General features: G+C 68.4%; 20 protein-coding genes and 1 pseudogene. 8 read left to right on the top strand and 13 right to left on the bottom strand.

Annotated features, from left to right (window positions below; all coding sequences use genetic code 11):
- Positions 1-76: 76 nt before the first annotated feature.
- Positions 77-646, bottom strand: coding sequence for an OmpA family protein (locus tag AC07R7_RS03670; protein ID WP_492835670.1), 570 nt, complete (start codon positions 644-646; stop codon positions 77-79).
- Between the two features lie 199 nt (positions 647-845).
- Positions 846-1,715 carry a LysR family transcriptional regulator gene (locus AC07R7_RS03675; RefSeq protein WP_494634171.1) on the bottom strand — a complete coding sequence of 290 codons (870 nt, stop codon included), beginning with the start codon at positions 1,713-1,715 and terminating at the stop codon, positions 846-848.
- 109 nt (positions 1,716-1,824) lie between these two features.
- Here AC07R7_RS03675 and bla point away from each other — a divergent pair, with 109 nt between their 5' ends.
- Together bla and AC07R7_RS03685 are read left to right on the top strand one after the other, a co-directional pair.
- A complete protein-coding gene (gene bla, locus AC07R7_RS03680; RefSeq protein WP_494634172.1) occupies positions 1,825-2,715 on the top strand; it encodes a class A beta-lactamase in 891 nt (296 codons plus the stop codon).
- Positions 2,716-3,006: 291 nt separating this feature from the next.
- Complete coding sequence (locus tag AC07R7_RS03685) at positions 3,007-3,372, top strand: hypothetical protein (protein ID WP_492882769.1); 366 nt, start codon at positions 3,007-3,009, stop codon at positions 3,370-3,372.
- Positions 3,373-3,419: 47 nt separating this feature from the next.
- On the opposite strand, the gene AC07R7_RS03690 is transcribed toward AC07R7_RS03685, so the two are convergent.
- Positions 3,420-4,388: an SDR family NAD(P)-dependent oxidoreductase gene (locus tag AC07R7_RS03690; RefSeq protein WP_494634173.1), complete on the bottom strand. Its 969-nt coding sequence runs from the start codon at positions 4,386-4,388 to the stop codon at positions 3,420-3,422.
- 106 nt (positions 4,389-4,494) lie between these two features.
- Here AC07R7_RS03690 and AC07R7_RS03695 point away from each other — a divergent pair, with 106 nt between their 5' ends.
- Both AC07R7_RS03695 and AC07R7_RS03700 read left to right on the top strand, forming a co-directional pair.
- Entirely contained in the window at positions 4,495-5,085 is a 591-nt protein-coding gene (locus AC07R7_RS03695) for a TetR/AcrR family transcriptional regulator (RefSeq protein WP_492882765.1), read from the top strand.
- An 81-nt stretch (positions 5,086-5,166) separates the two neighbouring features.
- Positions 5,167-5,685 (top strand): type II toxin-antitoxin system PemK/MazF family toxin, encoded by a 519-nt coding sequence (locus tag AC07R7_RS03700; RefSeq protein ID WP_125156026.1) that lies wholly within the window; start codon positions 5,167-5,169, stop codon positions 5,683-5,685.
- Positions 5,686-5,812: 127 nt separating this feature from the next.
- On the opposite strand, the gene AC07R7_RS03705 is transcribed toward AC07R7_RS03700, so the two are convergent.
- The 9 genes and pseudogenes from AC07R7_RS03705 to prmC all read right to left on the bottom strand — a co-directional run bounded on the left by AC07R7_RS03705 (position 5,813) and on the right by prmC (position 14,297).
- Positions 5,813-6,145, bottom strand: a complete 333-nt coding sequence (locus AC07R7_RS03705; protein WP_492835682.1) for a hypothetical protein — start codon at positions 6,143-6,145, stop codon at positions 5,813-5,815.
- A gap of 65 nt (positions 6,146-6,210) precedes the next feature.
- A complete protein-coding gene (clpB, locus tag AC07R7_RS03710; RefSeq protein WP_492882762.1) occupies positions 6,211-8,790 on the bottom strand; it encodes an ATP-dependent chaperone ClpB in 2,580 nt (859 codons plus the stop codon).
- A gap of 97 nt (positions 8,791-8,887) precedes the next feature.
- Positions 8,888-9,652: a M48 family metallopeptidase gene (locus tag AC07R7_RS03715; RefSeq protein ID WP_494634276.1), complete on the bottom strand. Its 765-nt coding sequence runs from the start codon at positions 9,650-9,652 to the stop codon at positions 8,888-8,890.
- A 72-nt stretch (positions 9,653-9,724) separates the two neighbouring features.
- The gene (locus tag AC07R7_RS03720) at positions 9,725-10,297 is read right to left on the bottom strand and encodes a hypothetical protein (RefSeq protein ID WP_494634174.1); all 573 of its coding nucleotides are present in this window, start codon (positions 10,295-10,297) and stop codon (positions 9,725-9,727) included.
- Positions 10,298-10,372: 75 nt separating this feature from the next.
- Complete coding sequence (locus tag AC07R7_RS03725; RefSeq protein WP_492882758.1) at positions 10,373-10,711, bottom strand: response regulator; 339 nt, start codon at positions 10,709-10,711, stop codon at positions 10,373-10,375.
- A gap of 13 nt (positions 10,712-10,724) precedes the next feature.
- Positions 10,725-11,774: a sensor histidine kinase gene (locus AC07R7_RS03730; protein WP_492882756.1), complete on the bottom strand. Its 1,050-nt coding sequence runs from the start codon at positions 11,772-11,774 to the stop codon at positions 10,725-10,727.
- Positions 11,775-11,985: 211 nt separating this feature from the next.
- Entirely contained in the window at positions 11,986-13,170 is a 1,185-nt protein-coding gene (locus tag AC07R7_RS03735; RefSeq protein ID WP_494634175.1) for a DUF4167 domain-containing protein, read from the bottom strand.
- 4 nt (positions 13,171-13,174) lie between these two features.
- A pseudogene (locus AC07R7_RS03740) lies at positions 13,175-13,354 on the bottom strand (hypothetical protein); the annotation flags it as partial.
- Positions 13,355-13,427: 73 nt separating this feature from the next.
- Complete coding sequence (prmC, locus tag AC07R7_RS03745) at positions 13,428-14,297, bottom strand: peptide chain release factor N(5)-glutamine methyltransferase (RefSeq protein ID WP_494634176.1); 870 nt, start codon at positions 14,295-14,297, stop codon at positions 13,428-13,430.
- Between the two features lie 72 nt (positions 14,298-14,369).
- Between prmC and AC07R7_RS03750 the strand changes: the two genes are divergently transcribed.
- Positions 14,370-14,639 carry a type II toxin-antitoxin system ParD family antitoxin gene (locus tag AC07R7_RS03750; protein ID WP_492882750.1) on the top strand — a complete coding sequence of 90 codons (270 nt, stop codon included), beginning with the start codon at positions 14,370-14,372 and terminating at the stop codon, positions 14,637-14,639.
- Positions 14,636-14,926, top strand: coding sequence for a type II toxin-antitoxin system RelE/ParE family toxin (locus tag AC07R7_RS03755; RefSeq protein WP_492882748.1), 291 nt, complete (start codon positions 14,636-14,638; stop codon positions 14,924-14,926). Before AC07R7_RS03750 ends, AC07R7_RS03755 begins: the two co-directional genes overlap by 4 nt.
- On the opposite strand, the gene AC07R7_RS03760 is transcribed toward AC07R7_RS03755, so the two are convergent.
- Positions 14,927-15,688: an MOSC domain-containing protein gene (locus AC07R7_RS03760; RefSeq protein WP_494634177.1), complete on the bottom strand. Its 762-nt coding sequence runs from the start codon at positions 15,686-15,688 to the stop codon at positions 14,927-14,929.
- 104 nt (positions 15,689-15,792) lie between these two features.
- On the opposite strand from AC07R7_RS03760, the gene AC07R7_RS03765 reads away from it, so the two are divergent.
- Positions 15,793-17,007: a YihY/virulence factor BrkB family protein gene (locus tag AC07R7_RS03765; protein WP_494634178.1), complete on the top strand. Its 1,215-nt coding sequence runs from the start codon at positions 15,793-15,795 to the stop codon at positions 17,005-17,007.
- Positions 17,008-17,044: 37 nt separating this feature from the next.
- Positions 17,045-17,572: a GNAT family N-acetyltransferase gene (locus AC07R7_RS03770; RefSeq protein WP_494634179.1), complete on the top strand. Its 528-nt coding sequence runs from the start codon at positions 17,045-17,047 to the stop codon at positions 17,570-17,572.
- Positions 17,573-17,607 lie beyond the last annotated feature (35 nt).

Here is a 17,607-nt window from a genome sequence, read left to right on the forward strand (position 1 = left end):
CCGCGCCGGCGAGTCCGCCCTGACGGGCTTTTCAGGTTTGATGCCGACCTGAAAAGCCCATCCGGAACGCGGGAAACTAGCTGAGCACCATCACCACGACGCGGCGGTTCTGGGCCCGGCCCTCACGCGTTTCGTTGGGGGCGACCGGGGCGTCCTGACCATACGAGATCGTCGCCATGCGGTTCAGGGCGACGCCGTGCTGGCTGAGGAACTTGCGCACGGTTTCCGCGCGCTTTTCGCCGAGCTCGTCGTTGTATTCCTTAGAGCCCGAATTGTCGGTGTGACCCTGGATTTCCAGGTAGACGTTCTTGTTGTCGGTCTTCAGCTTCTCGGTGAATTCCGACAGGCGCTGTTCGGCTTCCGGCGAGAGGTTCGCGGCGTTGACCGGGAACTTCACGGAGTCGTCGCTGAGCACCAGGGCGTACTGGAACTTGCCCTCGGCCAGCTTGCCGGCGGCGATGGCGCGATCCAGGGCGTCCTTGGAGGTCTTGTCGAGTTCGCCGATCTGGGTGTCGTGAGCGCTGACCCGCGTCTCGACCTGGCCGACCTGCTGGTTGACGAATTTCTTGGTCGCACAGCCGCTGACCGACAGGCCGCCCATCACCAGGGCGGCGGCGACCATCATGGTCTTCGTGCTAGCTATCATTGTTTGGGTCTCGTCCGTAAAATGGGGGCGCGAGACGTCCTGCAACGCTCGCGGTGACAAATCGGACAGCAGAACTTGACCAAAGATGGGCGCGATTCCGGCGCTTCAGGGTCAAGCTAGACCATTGATACTCAAGATATTTTCATTGACTTCTATACCGCGCGCAAGCGCAGCGGATGAAGATTGGTTCCGAAGATTTTTAGTTTTCGCGGAAGCTCGAAAGCCACGCCTGGAAGGCCCGCAGAGCCGGAGTCTGCCCCCTGGACTTCAGCCAGGTCAGCCAGTAGCGGCCGGCGCTGACCTGAGTCTCGAAGGGCCGGATCAGGCGTCCTTCCTGCAGATGACGCTCGAACATCATCGGCGGGGCCAGGGCCACGCCGGCGCCCTGCAGAGCCGCCTCGACCATCACCCAGGAGCTGTCGAACACCGGACCACGGATCGGCGGCGGCGACAAGCCAGCGGCGGCGAACCAGTCCGGCCAGTCGGCGGCGCGATAGCTGCGGAGCAGGGTCTCGCCGAACAGGTCGGTCGGATCGGAAAGTCGCTCGGCCACCGCCGGCGCGCACAGCGGGCTCATCGGGGCCTCGAACAGCGGCGCGGCCTCCGTGCCGTGCCAGGCCCCGTCGCCGAACCGCACCGCGCAGTCCAGCCCTTCGCCCGCCAGGTCGGTGCGGTTGTTGTTGGTGAACAGCCGCAGGTCGACGAACGGATGCGCCTCGCGGAAGCTCGGCAGGCGCGGCAGCAACCAGCCGACGGCGAAGGTGCCCACCACCCCGACGCTCAAGACCTCCAGCACCCGGCCGCCCTCGAAGCGGGCCAGCACGTCGCCCAGCTTGTCGAACGAGTCCCGCACGCTGGGCAGCAGGGCCAGGCCCTCGTCGGTCAGGGCCAGGCCGCGCGGCAGGCGGCGGAACAGCGCCGCGCCCAGCCGGGCCTCCAGTCCCTTCACCTGGTGACTGACGGCGGCCTGGGTCACGCACAGCTCGATCGCCGCCCGGGTGAACGACAGATGCCGGGCCGAGGCCTCGAAGGCGCGCAGGGCGTTCAGCGGCAGTTGGGCGCGGCTCATGCGGACCGGAACTCCAGAGACCCAAATTCAGCTAGGGGCTCCGCCAAGGTATCGTCGTTTGCGGCCAAGACCAGCCCCGGGCAGGTTCGGCGGGCAAGGAGACCCACCAATGCTCGATCGTCGCATGTTCCTGACGGCCCTGGCGGCCGCGCCCGTCCTCGCGTCCGTACCGTCCCAGGCCGCTGTCTTCGCCAGTCCGCCACCCTCCGCCCTTAGCTCACATATTAACGAATTGGAGCGACACAGCGGCGGCCGCCTCGGGGTGGCGGTGCTGGACACCCAGGATGGCCGTCGGTTCGCCTGGCGCGGCGACGAACGCTTCCGCATGTGCAGCACCTTCAAGATGCCGCTGGCGGCGGCCATCCTGCGCCGCGTCGACCAAGGCCGGGAGCGCCTGGACCGCCGGGTGACCTATGGCCGCGAGGTGCTGATGGGCAATTCGCCGGCGGTCGAGAAGCACCTGGCTCGGGGCATGACCATCGGCGAGCTCTGCGCGGCCACCATCACCCTCAGCGACAACGCCGCCGCCAATCTGCTGCTCGACGCCCTGGGCGCCCCCACCGACCTGACCCGCTTCCTGCGGGCGTTGGGCGACCAGACCACCCGCTGCGACCGCCGCGAGCCCGAGCTCAACACCGGCGCCCCCGACGATCCGCGCGACACCACCACGCCAACGGCCATCGCCGAGACCTGGAAGACCCTGCTGACCACCGACGCCCTGTCGACCGCCTCCCGCAAGCAACTGACCGCCTGGGTCGTGGCCAACCGCACCGGCGACAAGCGCCTGCGGGCGGGCCTGCCGCGCGGCTGGAAGGTCGGCGACAAGACCGGCAACAACGGCCGGGACCAGACCAACGACATCGCCGTGATCTGGCCGCCGGGGCGCAAGCCGCTGTTCGTCGCGGCCTTCCACGACCAGGGCTCGGCGGATGACGACGTGCGCAGCGCGGTGCTGGCCGACGCGGCGCGGGCGGTCGTGGGCGCGGGGTTTGGGGCGTAAGTTATCCACAGGGGCGGGGCGACCCGCGGCTCTCCTCCCCTGCTGGGGGAGGTGGCGCGGCGCGAATACGCGCCGTGACGGAGGGGGACAACGCGGACCCAATTGGCGCGGCGCAGACCCCCTCCACCGCCGTTCGGCGGTCCCCCTCCCCCAAGAGGGGGAGGAGAAAAGGATCGCTGCGCCCGCTCCTGTCCCCGCTCCGTCGCCACACTTTCCCAGTCTTCACAGCGCCTTACACAAAAACACCCGTTTCTTATCCCCGCCTGTCGCGGCGCCCTCATGCTCTTCCCCATGAGCCCGTCCCCCGCCCCCAGCGCCTGGTGCGCCGACCTGCAAGCCAAGCTGATGGCCGCCATCGACGCGGCCTGGGCCCTGGCCGAGGCCAGCGACGACCCGGCCGTCATCGCCAAGGCCCGCGACAAGGCCAGACTCTGCGGCCAGCTGGCCGCCGAGGCCCGCAAGGTCGCCGCGCTGGTTCCCCAGCCCAAGCCACGCCAATTGCCGGCCATGATTCACGAGGCCTTCGACCGGCTGGACGCGGCCACCGCGCCGCTGGTCGCCGAGGCCGCGCGCCAGGAAGCGCGCGACGCGGGCAAGCCGCCCGCCGCCCAGGCCCTGGCGATGCGGGCGGCGCTGAAGAAACTGAAGCGACGATAGCGCGAGCGCGCCCGAGACACACAGGCCCCGGGCGCCGCCATGCGAACCTAGAACGTCTCGCCGACCAGCTTCTCGCTCAGCGCCCACAAGGCCTGGGCATGGGCCGGGTCGAGGGCGTAGCTCCGGACGCCGGCGCGGATCTGCGAGGCGTCCTCGGCCAGTTCCGCGACGTGACAGTCTTCGCAATAGAGGCCGCCGACCGTCTCGACCGGGGCGACGACCCCGGCCCAGACGCTGGTGGCCGCGCCCTGCGGAATGGTCTTCCACTCGATGGGCGGCTGGCCCTGGGCCGCGGCCTGGGCGTTCAGCTGCTCGATCCAGCCTTGGATGAAGGCCGGGTCGAGGTGGCGGGCCAGCTCGGTCTGGATGCCGCCCGGATGCACGGCCACGGCCCGCACGCCGCGTTCCTTGTGGCGACGATCGAACTCGACGGCGAACAGGATGTTGGCGGTCTTGGAGCGGCCATAGGCCTCGAACGGCACGTAGTCGGTGGTCTCGAAGTTCGGGTCCTCGAGATTGACGTCCGAGAAGCGGTGCCCCGCCGAGGCCAGGGACACCACGCGCGACCCGGCCTTCAGCAGGCTAGCGATGCGGTTGACGAACACGAAGTGGCCCAGGTGGTTGGTGCCGAACTGGGTCTCGAAGCCGTCGACGGTCTTGCCGAACGGCGGGGCCATGACCCCGGCGTTGGCGATGACCAGGTCGAAGGCGCGGCCGTCGGCCACCAGGGCGTCGGCGGCGGCGCGGACGCTGGCGAGATCGGCCAGGTCCAGTTCGATCAGTTGCAGCGAGCCGCCGCTCTTGGCCGCCGCCTCGCGGACGACGGCGGTCGCGCCCTCGGCCTTCTTGAGGTCGCGGGCCGCGCCGACGACATCGGCGCCGTGGGCGGCCAGGGCGCGGGCGGTCTCGACGCCCAGGCCGGCCGAGACGCCGGTGACCAGCACACGCTTGCCCTTGAGGTCGACGCCGGCCAGGACGTCGTCAGTGGTGGATTTGGCGCCGAAGGAAGTGCTCATGACTCTCTCGATCCCTTGCAGGGTTGTTGTCCGAGCCGATCCGGAGGATTAAATGGAGGAAGGCTCCGGATACATATTCGGAGGCAACCTCCGCTTTTCAAGGTCGATGTCCGAAGATTCCGAAACCGCCGTGGAGAAGGCCCCGCGCAAGCCGCGCGCCGACAGCCTGCGCAACCGCGACCTGTTGCTGACGGCGGCCAAGACGGCCTTCGGCGAGGTCGGGGCCGAGGCGCCGCTGGAGGACATCGCGCGACGGGCCGGCGTGGGCATCGGCACGCTCTACCGCCACTTCCCCACCCGCGAGGCCCTGGTGGCGGCGGTCTATTCCCGAGAGCTGGACCAGTTGGCCAAGGCCGCCGACGACCTGCTGGCGCGGCGCCCGGCGGGAGAGGCGCTGGAAGCCTGGCTGAGCCTACTGATCGACTACATGGCCACCAAGCGCGTGGTGGCCCCGGCCTTGCGCGCCGATCCGGGCGAGGGCTCGCGGCTCTACGCCAGCTCGGGGGCGACCATCCTGCCGGCGCTGCGGCGGTTGACCGAAACCGCCCTCGCCGCCGGCGACATCCGCGCGGACATCGGCTTCGAGGACATCCTGCGCATGATGAGCGGCCTGAGCCTCGGCTACGAGCAACCGGGCTGGGACGCCGGCGCGCGGCGGCTGCTCAGCGTGATGATGGCGGGGCTGCGGGCGCGTTAATCTCTTTTAGCGAGAAATTTTCTTGGAAATCTTCCTTAGATTGATCTTGAACGGTAGAGCTTACGGCCACACAGTTGCCGGATGGACAAACCGAAGCGCCCGCCGCTTGCCGCCACCCCGGCCATGACCAAGGCCGTGGCCAAAGCCGTGCAAGTCTCGGCGATAAGGAAGAAGCCAAACTTAGAAATTCGGCGCTCGACGCGCGTTGGTGAAGTCTACTGGTGCGCCTTCAGTCCGCACAATTGGCTACCGGAGTTCGACGACCAGCATCTCGTGGTCGTGATCCGGGGTGGGAAGAAAGAGCATGATGCTCACGTCGTCGTGCCGCTGACGAAACAGCCCCAGCCAGAGAACCCTCACGGATATAGGCTGACCTCCAACCCTAATCCGAGCTCCGCGCCGGAAGCTTGGGCGGTCTGCAATCACGTCTACACGGTCGCGCCCGAACGGCTGAAATTGCTGCGAGACGCCAAGGGCGTGACCAAGGATCCCGACCGCCTGAGTCCTGTTGACCTCGCGGAAATCGCGCGTCGTGTTTTCAAAGCGCTGAAGCCTTTCTTCGACCATGGCTATCCACCGCGGGCGGTGGATGGCGCTTGAAAATTCAAGGTCCGTCGCTATGTTGTTCTCACGGCTTCGGCCGCCGGATCGAGAGATCCACGCCCCGGCGACGGGGCCAAATCAAAGGCCAGTCTTCGGACTGGCCTTTTTGCTTTGAAGACCTCCCCTAGGCCCCCTCCTCGTCCACATAGATCACCACCGGCTTGCCGCGCGACAGCGGTTCCCAGCCGGCCTCGATGGCCGAGGCGATCGCCTTGGCCACGATGCGCTCGGGAATCTGCGAGGGCTTCAGCGGCGGGGCGCTGAACTTGGGCTTGGGGCCGGGCGGGAACTCGATCAGCGCCTCGCGCTGGCCTTCCTTGTGACGGACGGCCAGCACCTTGCCGTGCCGCTCCGACGGGTCGTAGTTCCATTGCGGCAGGCGGTGCAGACGCCAGACATAGGGGTCCGCGTCGACCTCGATATCGAACTCGACGGTGAGCTTGGTGGTTTTGGCCATGCGGGGGAATACCCCGATGTGGCCTCAAGAAAAAGGGCCGCCCCTTCCGGAGCGGCCCTTCTCTTTTACTGCAGCGTCGCCTTGCCGAACGACAGCTGGCCATCCTGGACCCCGACGGCGATGACGCCGCCGTCCTCGATCTCGCCGGCCAGCAGCTTGCGGGCGATCGGGTCGATCAGTTCCTTCTGGATCACGCGCTTCAAGGGGCGCGCGCCATAGACCGGGTCGTAGCCCTTGTCGGCGATCCAGTTCAGGGCCTCGGCGTCGATCGCCAGGCTCATGCGACGGTCGGCCAGCAGCTTCTCGACCCGCTTCAGCTGGATCGTGACGATGTCGCCCATGTTGTGGCGCGACAGGCGCTTGAACAGGATGATCTCGTCGATCCGGTTGAGGAACTCGGGGCGGAAGTGGCCGCGCACCATGTTCATCACCATCGGCCGCACCGCCTCGACGTCTTCGCCTTCTTCCTGGTTGGCCAAGAATTCGGCGCCGAGGTTGCTGGTCATGATGATCAGCGTGTTGCGGAAGTCGACCGTGCGGCCCTGGCCGTCGGTCAGACGACCGTCGTCCAGCACCTGCAGCAGCACGTTGAAGACGTCCGGGTGGGCCTTCTCGATCTCGTCGAACAGCACCACCTGGTACGGACGCCGGCGGACGGCCTCGGTCAGGGCGCCGCCCTCATCGTAGCCGACATAGCCGGGAGGCGCGCCGATCAGACGGCTGACCGAATGCTTTTCCATGTACTCGGACATGTCCATCCGGGTGATGGCGTGCTCGTCGGCGAACAGGAACTCGGCCAGGCTCTTGGTCAGCTCGGTCTTGCCCACGCCCGTCGGGCCCAGGAACAGGAACGAACCGATCGGCTTGGTCGGGTCGTGCAGGCCGGCCCGCGCGCGGCGGACGGCGTCGGACACGGCCGCCAGGGCCTCGTCCTGACCGACCACGCGTCCGCGCAGTTCGTCCTCCATCTTCAGCAGCTTCTCGCGCTCGCCTTCCAGCATCTTCTCGACCGGCACCCCGGTCCAGCGGCTGACGACGGCGGCGATCTGCTCGGCGTCGACGACTTCCGGCGTCAGGGCTTGCGTATCGCCCTGCTCGGCCTCGGCCAGGCGGCGCTCCAGGGCCGGGATCTCGCCGTACTGGATCTGGCCGGCGCGGGCGAAGTCGCCGGCGCGCTGGGCGTTGGCCAGATCGGCGCGCAGGCGATCGAGGGCTTCACGCGCTTGCGCGGCGCCCCCGGCCTTGTCCTTCTCGGCCTTCCACTTGGCGGTCATCTCGTCCGACCGGAACTGCAGGTCGTCGATCTCGACCTCCAGGTTATCCAGGCGGTGCTTGGACGCGGCGTCGGTTTCCTTTGACAGCGCCTCGCGCTCGATCTTCAGCTGCACCAGGCGGCGGTCGATCTCGTCCAGCTCTTCCGGCTTGCTGTCGATCGCCATGCGCACGCGGCTGGACGCCTCGTCCATCAGGTCGATCGCCTTGTCCGGCAGGAAGCGGTCGGCGATGTAGCGGTTGCTGAGCATGGCCGCGGCCACGATGGCGCTGTCGCTGATGCGCACCCCGTGGTGGACCTCGTACTTCTCCTTCAGGCCGCGCAGGATCGAGATGGTGTCCTCGACCGTGGGCTCGCCGACGAACACCGGCTGGAAGCGACGGGCGAGAGCCGCGTCCTTCTCGACGTGCTTGCGGTACTCGTCCAGCGTGGTCGCCCCGACGCAGTGCAGCTCGCCACGCGCCAGGGCCGGCTTGAGCAGGTTGGAGGCGTCCATCGCCCCGTCGCCCTTGCCCGCGCCGACAAGCGTGTGCATCTCGTCGATGAACAGGATGATCGAGCCTTCAGCCGCCGTGGTCTCGGCCAGCACGGCCTTCAGGCGCTCCTCGAACTCGCCGCGATACTTCGCGCCGGCGATCAGGCTGCCCATGTCCAGCGACAGCAGCTTCTTGTCCTTCAGGCTTTCGGGCACGTCGCCATTGACGATGCGCAGGGCCAAGCCCTCGACGATGGCGGTCTTGCCGACGCCGGGCTCGCCGATCAGCACGGGATTGTTCTTGGTGCGGCGCGACAGGACCTGGATGGTGCGGCGGATTTCCTCGTCGCGGCCGATCACGGGGTCCAGCTTGCCGTCGCGGGCGGCGGCGGTCAGGTCGCGGGCGTAGCGCTTGAGCGCCTCATAGCCTTCCTCGGCATTGGCGCTGTCGGCGGTGCGGCCCTTGCGGATGGCGTTGGCGGCGGTCTCCAGGGCCTGGGCCGAAACGCCGGCCTCCTTGAAGAGCTTGGCCGCGTCCGCGCCTTCCTTGGCGATGGCGATCAGCAGGCGCTCGGTGGTGACGAACGCGTCGCCCGCCGCCTTGGCGCCCTTTTCGGCCTCGGCGAAGACGCGGGCCGTGTCGGGTTTCATGTAGAGCTGGCCGCCGGCGCCGTCGACGCGCGGGATCTTGGTCAGCAGGGTCTCGACGCCGCCGTCCAGCTGGTCGGGGCGGCCGCCGGCGCTCTGGATCAAGGCGCGGCTGAGGCCGTCCTTCTCCTCGAGCAGGACCTTGAGGATGTGTTCGGGCGCGAACTGCTGGTGGCCTCGCGCGAGGGCCAGGCTCTGGGCGGATTGGACGGCCTGTTTGGCGCGGTCCGAGTAGAGATCGATATTCATGATGTCCCCTTCCTAGGCGGATCGGGGCGCGCCGCCTTGACTAAGCACAACACGCTCCGATGGGGCATTTAAGTGTGGCGGATCCGCCACACAAGACCTACCACCCCTTGCTGGCGAGATAACGTTCCAGTTCCGAAATTCGTACGGCGTCAGAGGGGTGGGTCGAGCTCAATTCGCCGCCCGAGGCCTGGCCCGAAGCCGCGTCCTGGGCCTGCATGTTGCGCCACAGGACCACCGCCTCGCGCGGCCGATAGCCGGCGCGCTGCATGAAATCGACGCCCAGGCGATCGGCCTCCAGCTCCTGCTTGCGCGAGAACGGCAGCAGCACGCCGTACTTGGCCGCGTCGCCGCCGTGATCCTTGAGCAGCTTGCCGAAGTCGGTGCCGCCGGCCGCCGCGCCGGCGATGCCCAGCAGGATCTTGGAGGTCCGCTCCTGCGAGACCCGCTCGGCGGCGTGGTGGGCGACGACGTGGCCGGCCTCGTGGCCGATCACGGCGGCCAGTTGGTCGTCGTTCTGGGCCATGGACAGCAGGCCGACCGTCACCCCGACATGGCCGCCCGGCAGCACGAAGGCGTTCGGGGCCTCGTCCAGGAACACCGCGTAGTCCCAGGGCCGGCCCGCCAGGCCCGCGGCGGCGATCACCCGCTGACCCACGGCCTGGACGCGCGCGTTCTTGCGCGGCTCCTTGGAGATGTAGGTCGTGCGCAGCGTGTCGGCCCAGGCCTTCTCGCCGTCGGCGGCCAGATTGTCGTCATTGACGATCAACAGCTGGTCGCGCCCGAGATCGGCGTTATAGGCGCAGCCCGACACCGCGCAGGCGGCGGCCATCAGGAGCGGCAGGATCAGGCGGCGAAGGATCATGGGTCCGGCGAAGCGTTTCGAACTCGACATAAGCTTATCTCCGGCGGTCGCGTCGGACGCAACCGCTCAAGCTTAGAATGACTTCGCGCAGCCAAGGCCAAGGGTGGCGTCGGTTGCACCCATCAGGCCCGGCTTGATGCTCCCGACCGGCTTGCAGCCGTTCTCGGGCGGTCGGGTCAGATAGGGCCTGGCGTCTCGGGCGAAGCGGCCGGTCGGGTCGAGATTCGGGCGCGTCGCCCGCCCCTTGTCCATCGCCTGGGCCAGCCGCTCCTGGCAGCGGGCCCTCTCGTCGGCGGGAAGGCGATCCAGCGCCGCCAGTCGGCAGCCTCCCAGACCGCGCAGATCGGGCGCCGGGGTCTCGGCGGCAACGGCGCCTTCGGAGGAGGACGGCGAAGCGGGCGTGGCGAGAACGGCGATCGGCGCGGCTGGCGCCGCGTCGGTCTTCGTCGCCGTGCTCGGGGTCCTGGGTCCGCCTCGCAACGAGCGCCTGGGCCTGGGCGGTGTCGGAGCGCGCTCCAGAAAGATGGTCACGGCCGGCGGCGGCGCGGCGACAGGCGCCCGCGCCAGATCGCGCACGAACAGCGCGAGCAGCAGCGCGTGGAACGCCACCGAGCCCAGCACAACGCCCCACCGTCGTCGCCGCACGGCCGCCCCCTCTAAACCCCCGGTCGCGGCACTAGCGCGGAGGTCGGTGGCGGAAGTCGGGCGTTGGCGTGGCCTTTAGCTGTTGCTCAACCGCTCGATCACCCGGGCCAGATGGCGAGGGTCGATAGGCTTGGCGAGCACCGGCGCGTCGCGCAGATCCGCGCGCACGCCCTGCTCGCCGTAGCCGGTCACGAACGCGAAGGGCACGCCGCGCGCGCGAAGGATCTCGGCGGTCTCGAACGAGGTCTCGCCGTCGCCCAGGTTCACGTCCAGCAGCGCGAAATCGAACGTCTCGCGCTCGGCCGCCAGGAGCGCCTCGCGCGCCGAGGACACCGGACCCACGATGCTATGGCCCAGGTCGGTCAGCAGATCCTCGACCAGCATGGCCACGAACAGCTCATCCTCGACGATCAGGACCCTTAGAGGATCAGGCCGCCCCGCGGATGAAACGGTTTGACTGGCCGGTCTGGCCGAGCTCGGCGTCGATCTCGCAGATGACGCCGTTCGGCGGATAGTCGAGGCGGACCTCGCCCCCGAGCTCGCGGGCCAAGCCGCCGGTGATGAGACGGGTGCCGAAGCCCTGGCGCGTCGGAGGCGAAACAGGTGGCCCATGAATTTCTTCCCACGTCATGCGCAGCCGCTCGCCCGCGTCCGCCTTGCTTCGTCGCCAGACCAACCGCACCTGGCCATTTTCGTTGGAGAGCGAGCCGTACTTGGCCGCGTTGGTCATCAGTTCGTGCAGGGCCATCGACAACGCCAGGGTCGCCTTGGGCGCCAGCCGGACGGGAGGCCCCTCCACGGAAAAACGTTCCGTCTCGCCATGAGCGGCGACCACCGAGGCGACGATATCGGCCAGCTCGGCCCCGTCCCAGCTCTCCCGGGTGAGGATGTCGTGGCCGCGCGCCAGCGCCAGCAGCCGGGTCGTCAGGGCGTCCCGGGCGTCGCCCAGGTCCGCGGCGTTGCGCAGGGTCTGGCCGGCCACTGACTGCACCGTGGCCAGGGTGTTCTTCACCCGGTGGTTCAGCTCGTTGATCATCAGGCGCTGCAGTTCCTCGGCGCGCCGACGGTCGGTGACGTCGCGCATGACGCCCGTGAAGAAGCGCTTGTCGCCGTCGTTCCACTCGGCGATCGAGAGCTCCAGCGGAAAGGTCGTCCCATCGCTGCGCAGGCCGCTGACCTCCCGACCGATGCCGATGATCCGCCGCTCGCCCGTTTCACGATACCGCGCCAGATAGCCGTCATGCTCGCCGTGATAGGGTTCCGGCATGAGGATGTGGACGTTGCGGCCGACCATCTCGGCGGCCTTATAGCCGAACAGACGCTCGGCGGCGGGGTTGAAGGCCTCGATCCTTCCGCGTTCGTCGATGACGACGATCGCGTCGACGGCCGTGTCCACGATAGCCCTGTAGCGCGCGTCGACGGCGGCCGCCTTGGCCGCCTTCTGTCCCCCGGAGGTAGGCTTACGCGCACTCGCCATAACTGGCTCCGCCCCTGTAGCAGGCCAACCCTATCGGTGAAGTCGCGACATCGCCAGAGGGGACTCGCGCGCGCGCCGGGCATTGGTCGCGGCGACGTGTCGCGGCCCGTCCACGGCCTCGGCCAGCCGCGTCCGGAGCCTGGCGGCGGCCCAAGAAAAAAGGGAGCCGCTTTCACGGCTCCCTTTCGATCTTCAGCGGTGAAGCGGCCGATCAGGCCTCTTCCGACTCCGAGCTGGCCGGAGCGCCTTCACCGGCTTCGAAGCTGCGCGGGGCGCGGCGGCGACGGGGCTTCTTGACCTCTTCGCCGTCGACGGTCGAGGCCGGAGCCTCGGCGGCCGGTTCGGCGACCGCCGCGGCGGCGGTGGTGCGAGACGTCTTGCGCCCCAGGAAGGCCGGAGCCTCGCTGACGGCGCCGTCCTGGCCACGCAGCACCGGCGAGCTCTCGCTGGCGGGCGCGCTGGCGATCGGCAGCGGCGAGGCTTCCGGCTCGATCACGGCCATCGGGTCGCGGTCGCCGCGCGGCTGCCAGTCGCGATCGCGGTTGCGGTCGCGGCCACGGCGGCGGCCCTCGCGGAATTCGCCCTGACCTTCGCCGCCCTGCGGCTGCTCGCCCTCGGCGGCGGCCGGACGGTCCTCACGCGGACGATCGTCGCGCGGGCGGTCGTCACGGGGCCGATCATCACGAGGGCGGTCGTCGCGGTCCCGAAAGCGGTCCTCGCGCGGCCTGTCGTCACGGGGCCTGTCATCACGCGGACGGTCATCGCGAGGGCGATCGTCGCGAGGGCGATCGTCGCGAGGACGGTCATCGCGGGGCCGATCATCACGCGGTCGATCATCCCGGGGACGGTCGTCGCGGTCACGCCAGCGGTCGCGGCGGCCTTCGCCCTGATTGTTGTTGCGGTCGCGATTGTTGTCGAAGTTGCGGTCCCGATCGCGGTTGCGGTCCCGATCGCGATTCTCGAAACGGTCGCGGCGTTGCTCGCCGCCTTCACCGTTCTCGCCGCCCTCGCCCTGGCCTTCCGGCTGGGCGGGGGTCTCGGCGACCTCCGGCTCTTCCGGCGGCTCGGCCTCGAAATCGATTTCGTAGGCGGCGTAGACGTCCTTGCCGACGATGTCGGACACCGGACGATTCGGCTGGATGGCGCGCAGAACACGGAAATAGTGCTCGGCGTGCTGCAGATAGTTCTCGGCCAGCACCCGGTCGCCGGACGACGTCGCGTCACGGGCCAGCTGCTGGTACTTTTCGTAGACGCTCTGAGCCGCGCCGCGAACCTTGACCCCTTCGGGCCCGTTCGAATCGAAAGCGCGGTTGGCGTTGTGCTGTTGAGGCTTGCCGCCGCTGCCACCGCGATTGTTGCGGCCGCGCTGGCGCTTCATGCCTTTGAAATCTCTCATGGTCTCTCTGAACCTGTCCGGAGGTCAGTCTTGCGCTGGCGCGTCCGGCCTTGCTGGTCTCTGAGCGGGTCGAACCCTGTTGAGTTTCAGAGACACTGGTTTCCGTAGAGCCCCCGCCCTGCTCTTTTGGCGCGGCGACCGGCGGACCGGGCGCGCCTGCCAGGGGAGCGTCGCATGCGTTCAACGCCTAGGCGTCATGAACGTCTGCTTTTCCCGTCACCTGGCGATCTGGAAGGAGACAAGACTCGTCTAACGGTTCACGCCCCGGTTTCCAAGGGATTTTTCACCCCGGTGACGACACGGTCGTGCGTCGACAGGTCCTTGATCGTTTTGACCTGCTGGGCGCCGGCTGTCTTGAACAGCGCTTCGACCGCCTTGGACTGGTCGTGGCCGATCTCCACGGCGAACATCCCGCCCGGCTTCAGCACACGCAGGATCTCCGGCGCCAGCAGGCGATAGGCGTCCAGACCGTCGTCGCCGCCGTCCAGGGCGAGACGCGGCTCGTGGTCGCGAACCTCGGGCTCCAGGGTGTCGATCACCGCCGTCGGGATGTAGGGCGGATTGGAGACGACGACGTCGAAACCGCCATCGCCCAGGCCCGCCGTCCAGTCGCCGTGCATCAGGGCCGCGCGATTGTTGAGGTCCAGGCTGGCGGCGTTGTCGCGAGCCACGGCCAGGGCCTCGGCGGAGGCGTCGACCCCCAGGCCCTTGGCCGCCGGCCGCTCGGCCAGCACCGCCAGCAGGATCGTGCCCGAGCCGACGCCCAGATCCAGCATCGAGAACGGCATCTGCTCGGGGAAGGCCTTCAGCACCTCGTCGACGATGACCTCGGTCTCGGGACGCGGGGTCAGGACGTTCTTGTTCACCTGCAGCAGGATCTTCCAGAAGCCCTTGCGGCCGATGATGTGGCTGACCGGCTCGCGGCGGGCGCGACGGGACAGATACTCTTCCAGGGTCGCCTGCTGCTCCGTCGTCAGTTCGCGGTAGGGATCGGTGACGATCTCGGTGCGGGTGACGTTGGCGGCCACCTCCAGCATCAGGCGCGCGTCGATCGACGGCTGATCGATGCCGGCGTCCTTCAGACGATCCTTGGCGGCGGTCCAGGCTTTGACGAGGGTCAGGGTCATGATCGGGGTTTAGCGTTTTGGAGGGCGGGAGGCGAGATTGAAAGCGGTACCAGTTTTTGGTATCGTGGCATCATGGCCAGCAAGAACACTTCCGTGAGCCTAGGGGAGCATTTCCAGGCTTTCATCGACAGCCAAGTCGCCGACGGCCGCTACGGCTCGGCCAGTGAAGTCGTGCGGGCGGGGCTGCGGTTGCTCGAGGATCAGCAAACGAAGCTGGCCGCCCTGCGGGCCGCACTGATCGAAGGCGAAGAAAGCGGCTTTATCGAGAACTTCGATTTCGACGCCTATATCGAAGAGAAGCTGAAAGCCTCCTCCGCACCTCCAGGGTTCCACGAGGAATGACACGGTATCGGCTTTCGCGCCGCGCCAAAGCCGATCTCGACGAGATCTGGGACTATTCCCTAAATAGGTGGGGCGACCAGCAGGCCGCCGCCTATCATCGCCAAATCTACACGGCCATTGGCATGATTGCTGAACGACCAGACCTTGGCTGGCCTGACAGCAATCTGCGTCCCGGATACCGCCGACGCTCGGCAGGCTCCCACGTGATCTTCTATAGGGTCAGCGGCATGGTCGAGATCGTCCGCATTCTCCATCAGAATATGGACGCCAAGTTTCACCTGGGCTGATCAACCGACCGCCACCCCATCCCCCTCGCCCACCGCGCCGCCCCGCGTCACGTTCAGGTAGATCCCGCAGAACATGTGGCCGTAGGTGTCGAAGAGGACCTTCACCAACTCGACATCCCGCTCGGCGGTCGTCGGATCCACGTGGGTGGCGGCGCAGCGGACGATGGGCTTGAGGACCTCGGCGGTCGCGCCGCCGAGGGTCAGGGTCCTGCCGGTCCAGTCGTTCTCGACCCAGGCCGGCCAGCCCTCGACATAGAGATTGGCGCGGAACCGCAGCGGATCCAGGTCGCGGCCGATCCGTCGTCCCAGGTCGCGCACGCTGGCCAGGTTGACGATCGAGACATAGCCCGAGCGGCTGTCCATGAACCGGTAGGCGCCCGGTCCCTCGACCACCTTCAGCGGCCCCTTGATCTCGCCGTCCAGCAGGGCGGTCAGCCAGGCCTCCAGGCCCGCGCGGCCCGCATCCGTCCGAAGGTCGCCGGCGAAGTCGGGCGCGCCCTCCGCGCGAGCGCTGAACACGCCCGTCGTCTCGTCATAGGCCGTGCGGGCCTTGGCGACGGCCGGGATCTTGGCCAGCACCGTGAACTTCATCTTCGAGATGTGGGCCGGCGCGGCGGGATCGAAGCCGCTGGGGCCGTCCTCGACCGCGTAGAGCCGATCGCACGGAAAGCAGGCCCCGGCCTCCAGCGTGGCGGCGGTCAGCCGCTCGGGCGTGAAGCCCTTCACGGGATGGCGATAGATCGAGGCGATGCGGGCGTCCATGATCGCGAAAATCGTGGACGACGCGAGTCATGGCAAGGCTTGAGGAGCCCTTGGACGGGAACGCGACTCGCCGCGCGGGGTTCTGGTGGCCTGGAGAGCGCTTCATGACCGACGCTTCGCCGCGTCCGATCCTTAAATGGCTCAAATCGCGTCCATACCATCTGGCGCCATGGATCGTGCTGCTGGCGGCCGCGCCGCTGGTCCTGCCGCGCAAGAAGCCCATCGAAGAGCCGATCGTCGATCCGCCGGGCCTGTCCGAGGATCGCGCCATGCCGCCGGCCCAGTTCGACGAGGCCGAGCCGCAGCGCGGCCGGGCCGCGCGCCATCCCGGCCATATCCCGCTGCTGGGCTGGCGCGACATCGTCTGGCGCACCTGGCTGGAGATCGGCGTCGACCGCCTGCCGGCCGTGGCCGGGGGCGTGACCTTCTACACCCTGCTGGCCCTCTTCCCGGCCATCGGCGCCTTCGTCTCGCTGTATGGCCTGTTCGCCGACGTGCGGACCGTCGAGGCCCAGCTGCGCGACATGGCCGGCGTCTTCCCCGCCAGCGTCGTGCAGATCGTCGGCGAGCAGATGCTGCGCCTGGCCAGCCAGGGCCAGGCCAAGCTGGGCGTGGCCTTCGGCTTCTCCCTGCTGCTGTCGATCTGGAGCGCCAACGCCTCCATGCGCACGCTCTTCGACGGGCTGAACATCGCCTATGACGAGGACGAGAAGCGCCACCTCGTGCCGCGCACCCTGCTCAGCTACCTCTTCACCTTCTGCGCTCTGCTGTACGCGGCCATCGCCTCGGGCGTGCTGATCGTCACGCCTCTGCTTTTGAAGGCCGCGCGCCTCTCGGCGCTGGACGAGATCGTCTCGCCGCTGCGTTGGTTGCTGGTGTTGGCCATGACCGCCATCGCCTTCGCCGTGCTCTATCGCTTCGGCCCCAGTCGGGCGCGGGCCCGCTGGCGGTGGGTGTGGATCGGCGCGGCGGCGGCCTCGGCCGGATGGCTGTTCGGTTCGCTGGGCTTCTCGTTCTACCTGGCCAACATCGCCCACTATGACGCCACCTACGGCACGCTGGGGGCGGTGATCGCCTTCATGGTCTGGGTGTGGTTCTCGATCATGGCCATCCTGGTCGGGGCCGAGCTGAACGCCGAGATCGAGCACCAGACCGCCGTCGACTCCACCATCGGTCCCGAACAGCCGATGGGCGCGCGGGGGGCGGCCATGGCCGACACGGTGGGCCTGGCCTTCCATCCCTGGGAGATGATCAAGCGCGAGGCCGGCATGGTCCGGCGGGTGACCGGCGGGGCGTGGAACAAGGTGCGCGGCCGTTAGACTTCCCATGGCCGCGCTCGCCGCCTAAGGAACCGGCATGACCCTGCTCCTGCCCTACCGCGAAGACGAACTGGCCGACATCGCCGCCCTGGTGAACTCGGCCTATCGGGGCGAACTGGCGGCCCAGGGCTGGACCAGCGAGAGCTATCTGCTGGGCGGCCAGCGCACCGATGAAGAGAGCCTGCGCGCCGACCTCGCCGCCACGCCGGGCGCGACCATCCTGACCCTGCGCGACGCCGAGGGCGACAAGCCCCACGCCTCGGTGTGGATCCAGCCGTCGGAGGACGACGCCTGGTACGTCGGCATGGTCACCGTCTCGCCCTTGCGCCAGGCCAACGGCATCGGCCGAACGATGCTGGAGGCCGCCGAGGCCCATGCCCGCGCCCAGGGCGGCAAGACCATGGAGATGACCGTGATCTCGGTGCGCGACACCCTGATCGCCTGGTACGAGCGGCGCGGGTACCGCCTGACCGGCAGGACCGAACCCTTCCCCTATGGCGACGAGCGCTTCGGCGTGCCGCAGCGCGACGACCTGCATTTCGTGATCCTGGAAAAGGCGCTGTAGGCGCGCTAGGCTTGGATCACACGCCGCCGTCGCGG

Source organism: Caulobacter sp. GW821-FHT05F04, assembly GCF_059419665.1.

Bases quoted from the DNA above. Each gene is read 5' to 3' on its own strand.
- prmC (WP_494634176.1), bottom strand. From the start codon at position 14,297: ATGACCCTGACCCTCGTCAAAGCCTGGACCGCCGCCAAGGATCGTCTG.
- AC07R7_RS03755 (WP_492882748.1), top strand. From the start codon at position 14,636: ATGACACGGTATCGGCTTTCGCGCCGCGCCAAAGCCGATCTCGACGAG.
- AC07R7_RS03700 (WP_125156026.1), top strand. From the start codon at position 5,167: ATGGACAAACCGAAGCGCCCGCCGCTTGCCGCCACCCCGGCCATGACC.
- AC07R7_RS03695 (WP_492882765.1), top strand. From the start codon at position 4,495: ATGTCCGAAGATTCCGAAACCGCCGTGGAGAAGGCCCCGCGCAAGCCG.
- AC07R7_RS03715 (WP_494634276.1), bottom strand. From the start codon at position 9,652: ATGATCCTTCGCCGCCTGATCCTGCCGCTCCTGATGGCCGCCGCCTGC.
- AC07R7_RS03760 (WP_494634177.1), bottom strand. From the start codon at position 15,688: ATGGACGCCCGCATCGCCTCGATCTATCGCCATCCCGTGAAGGGCTTC.
- AC07R7_RS03670 (WP_492835670.1), bottom strand. From the start codon at position 646: ATGATAGCTAGCACGAAGACCATGATGGTCGCCGCCGCCCTGGTGATG.
- AC07R7_RS03730 (WP_492882756.1), bottom strand. From the start codon at position 11,774: ATGGCGAGTGCGCGTAAGCCTACCTCCGGGGGACAGAAGGCGGCCAAG.
- AC07R7_RS03750 (WP_492882750.1), top strand. From the start codon at position 14,370: ATGGCCAGCAAGAACACTTCCGTGAGCCTAGGGGAGCATTTCCAGGCT.
- AC07R7_RS03770 (WP_494634179.1), top strand. From the start codon at position 17,045: ATGACCCTGCTCCTGCCCTACCGCGAAGACGAACTGGCCGACATCGCC.
- AC07R7_RS03690 (WP_494634173.1), bottom strand. From the start codon at position 4,388: ATGAGCACTTCCTTCGGCGCCAAATCCACCACTGACGACGTCCTGGCC.
- AC07R7_RS03735 (WP_494634175.1), bottom strand. From the start codon at position 13,170: ATGAGAGATTTCAAAGGCATGAAGCGCCAGCGCGGCCGCAACAATCGC.
- clpB (WP_492882762.1), bottom strand. From the start codon at position 8,790: ATGAATATCGATCTCTACTCGGACCGCGCCAAACAGGCCGTCCAATCC.
- AC07R7_RS03705 (WP_492835682.1), bottom strand. From the start codon at position 6,145: ATGGCCAAAACCACCAAGCTCACCGTCGAGTTCGATATCGAGGTCGAC.
- bla (WP_494634172.1), top strand. From the start codon at position 1,825: ATGCTCGATCGTCGCATGTTCCTGACGGCCCTGGCGGCCGCGCCCGTC.
- AC07R7_RS03675 (WP_494634171.1), bottom strand. From the start codon at position 1,715: ATGAGCCGCGCCCAACTGCCGCTGAACGCCCTGCGCGCCTTCGAGGCC.
- AC07R7_RS03685 (WP_492882769.1), top strand. From the start codon at position 3,007: ATGAGCCCGTCCCCCGCCCCCAGCGCCTGGTGCGCCGACCTGCAAGCC.
- AC07R7_RS03765 (WP_494634178.1), top strand. From the start codon at position 15,793: ATGACCGACGCTTCGCCGCGTCCGATCCTTAAATGGCTCAAATCGCGT.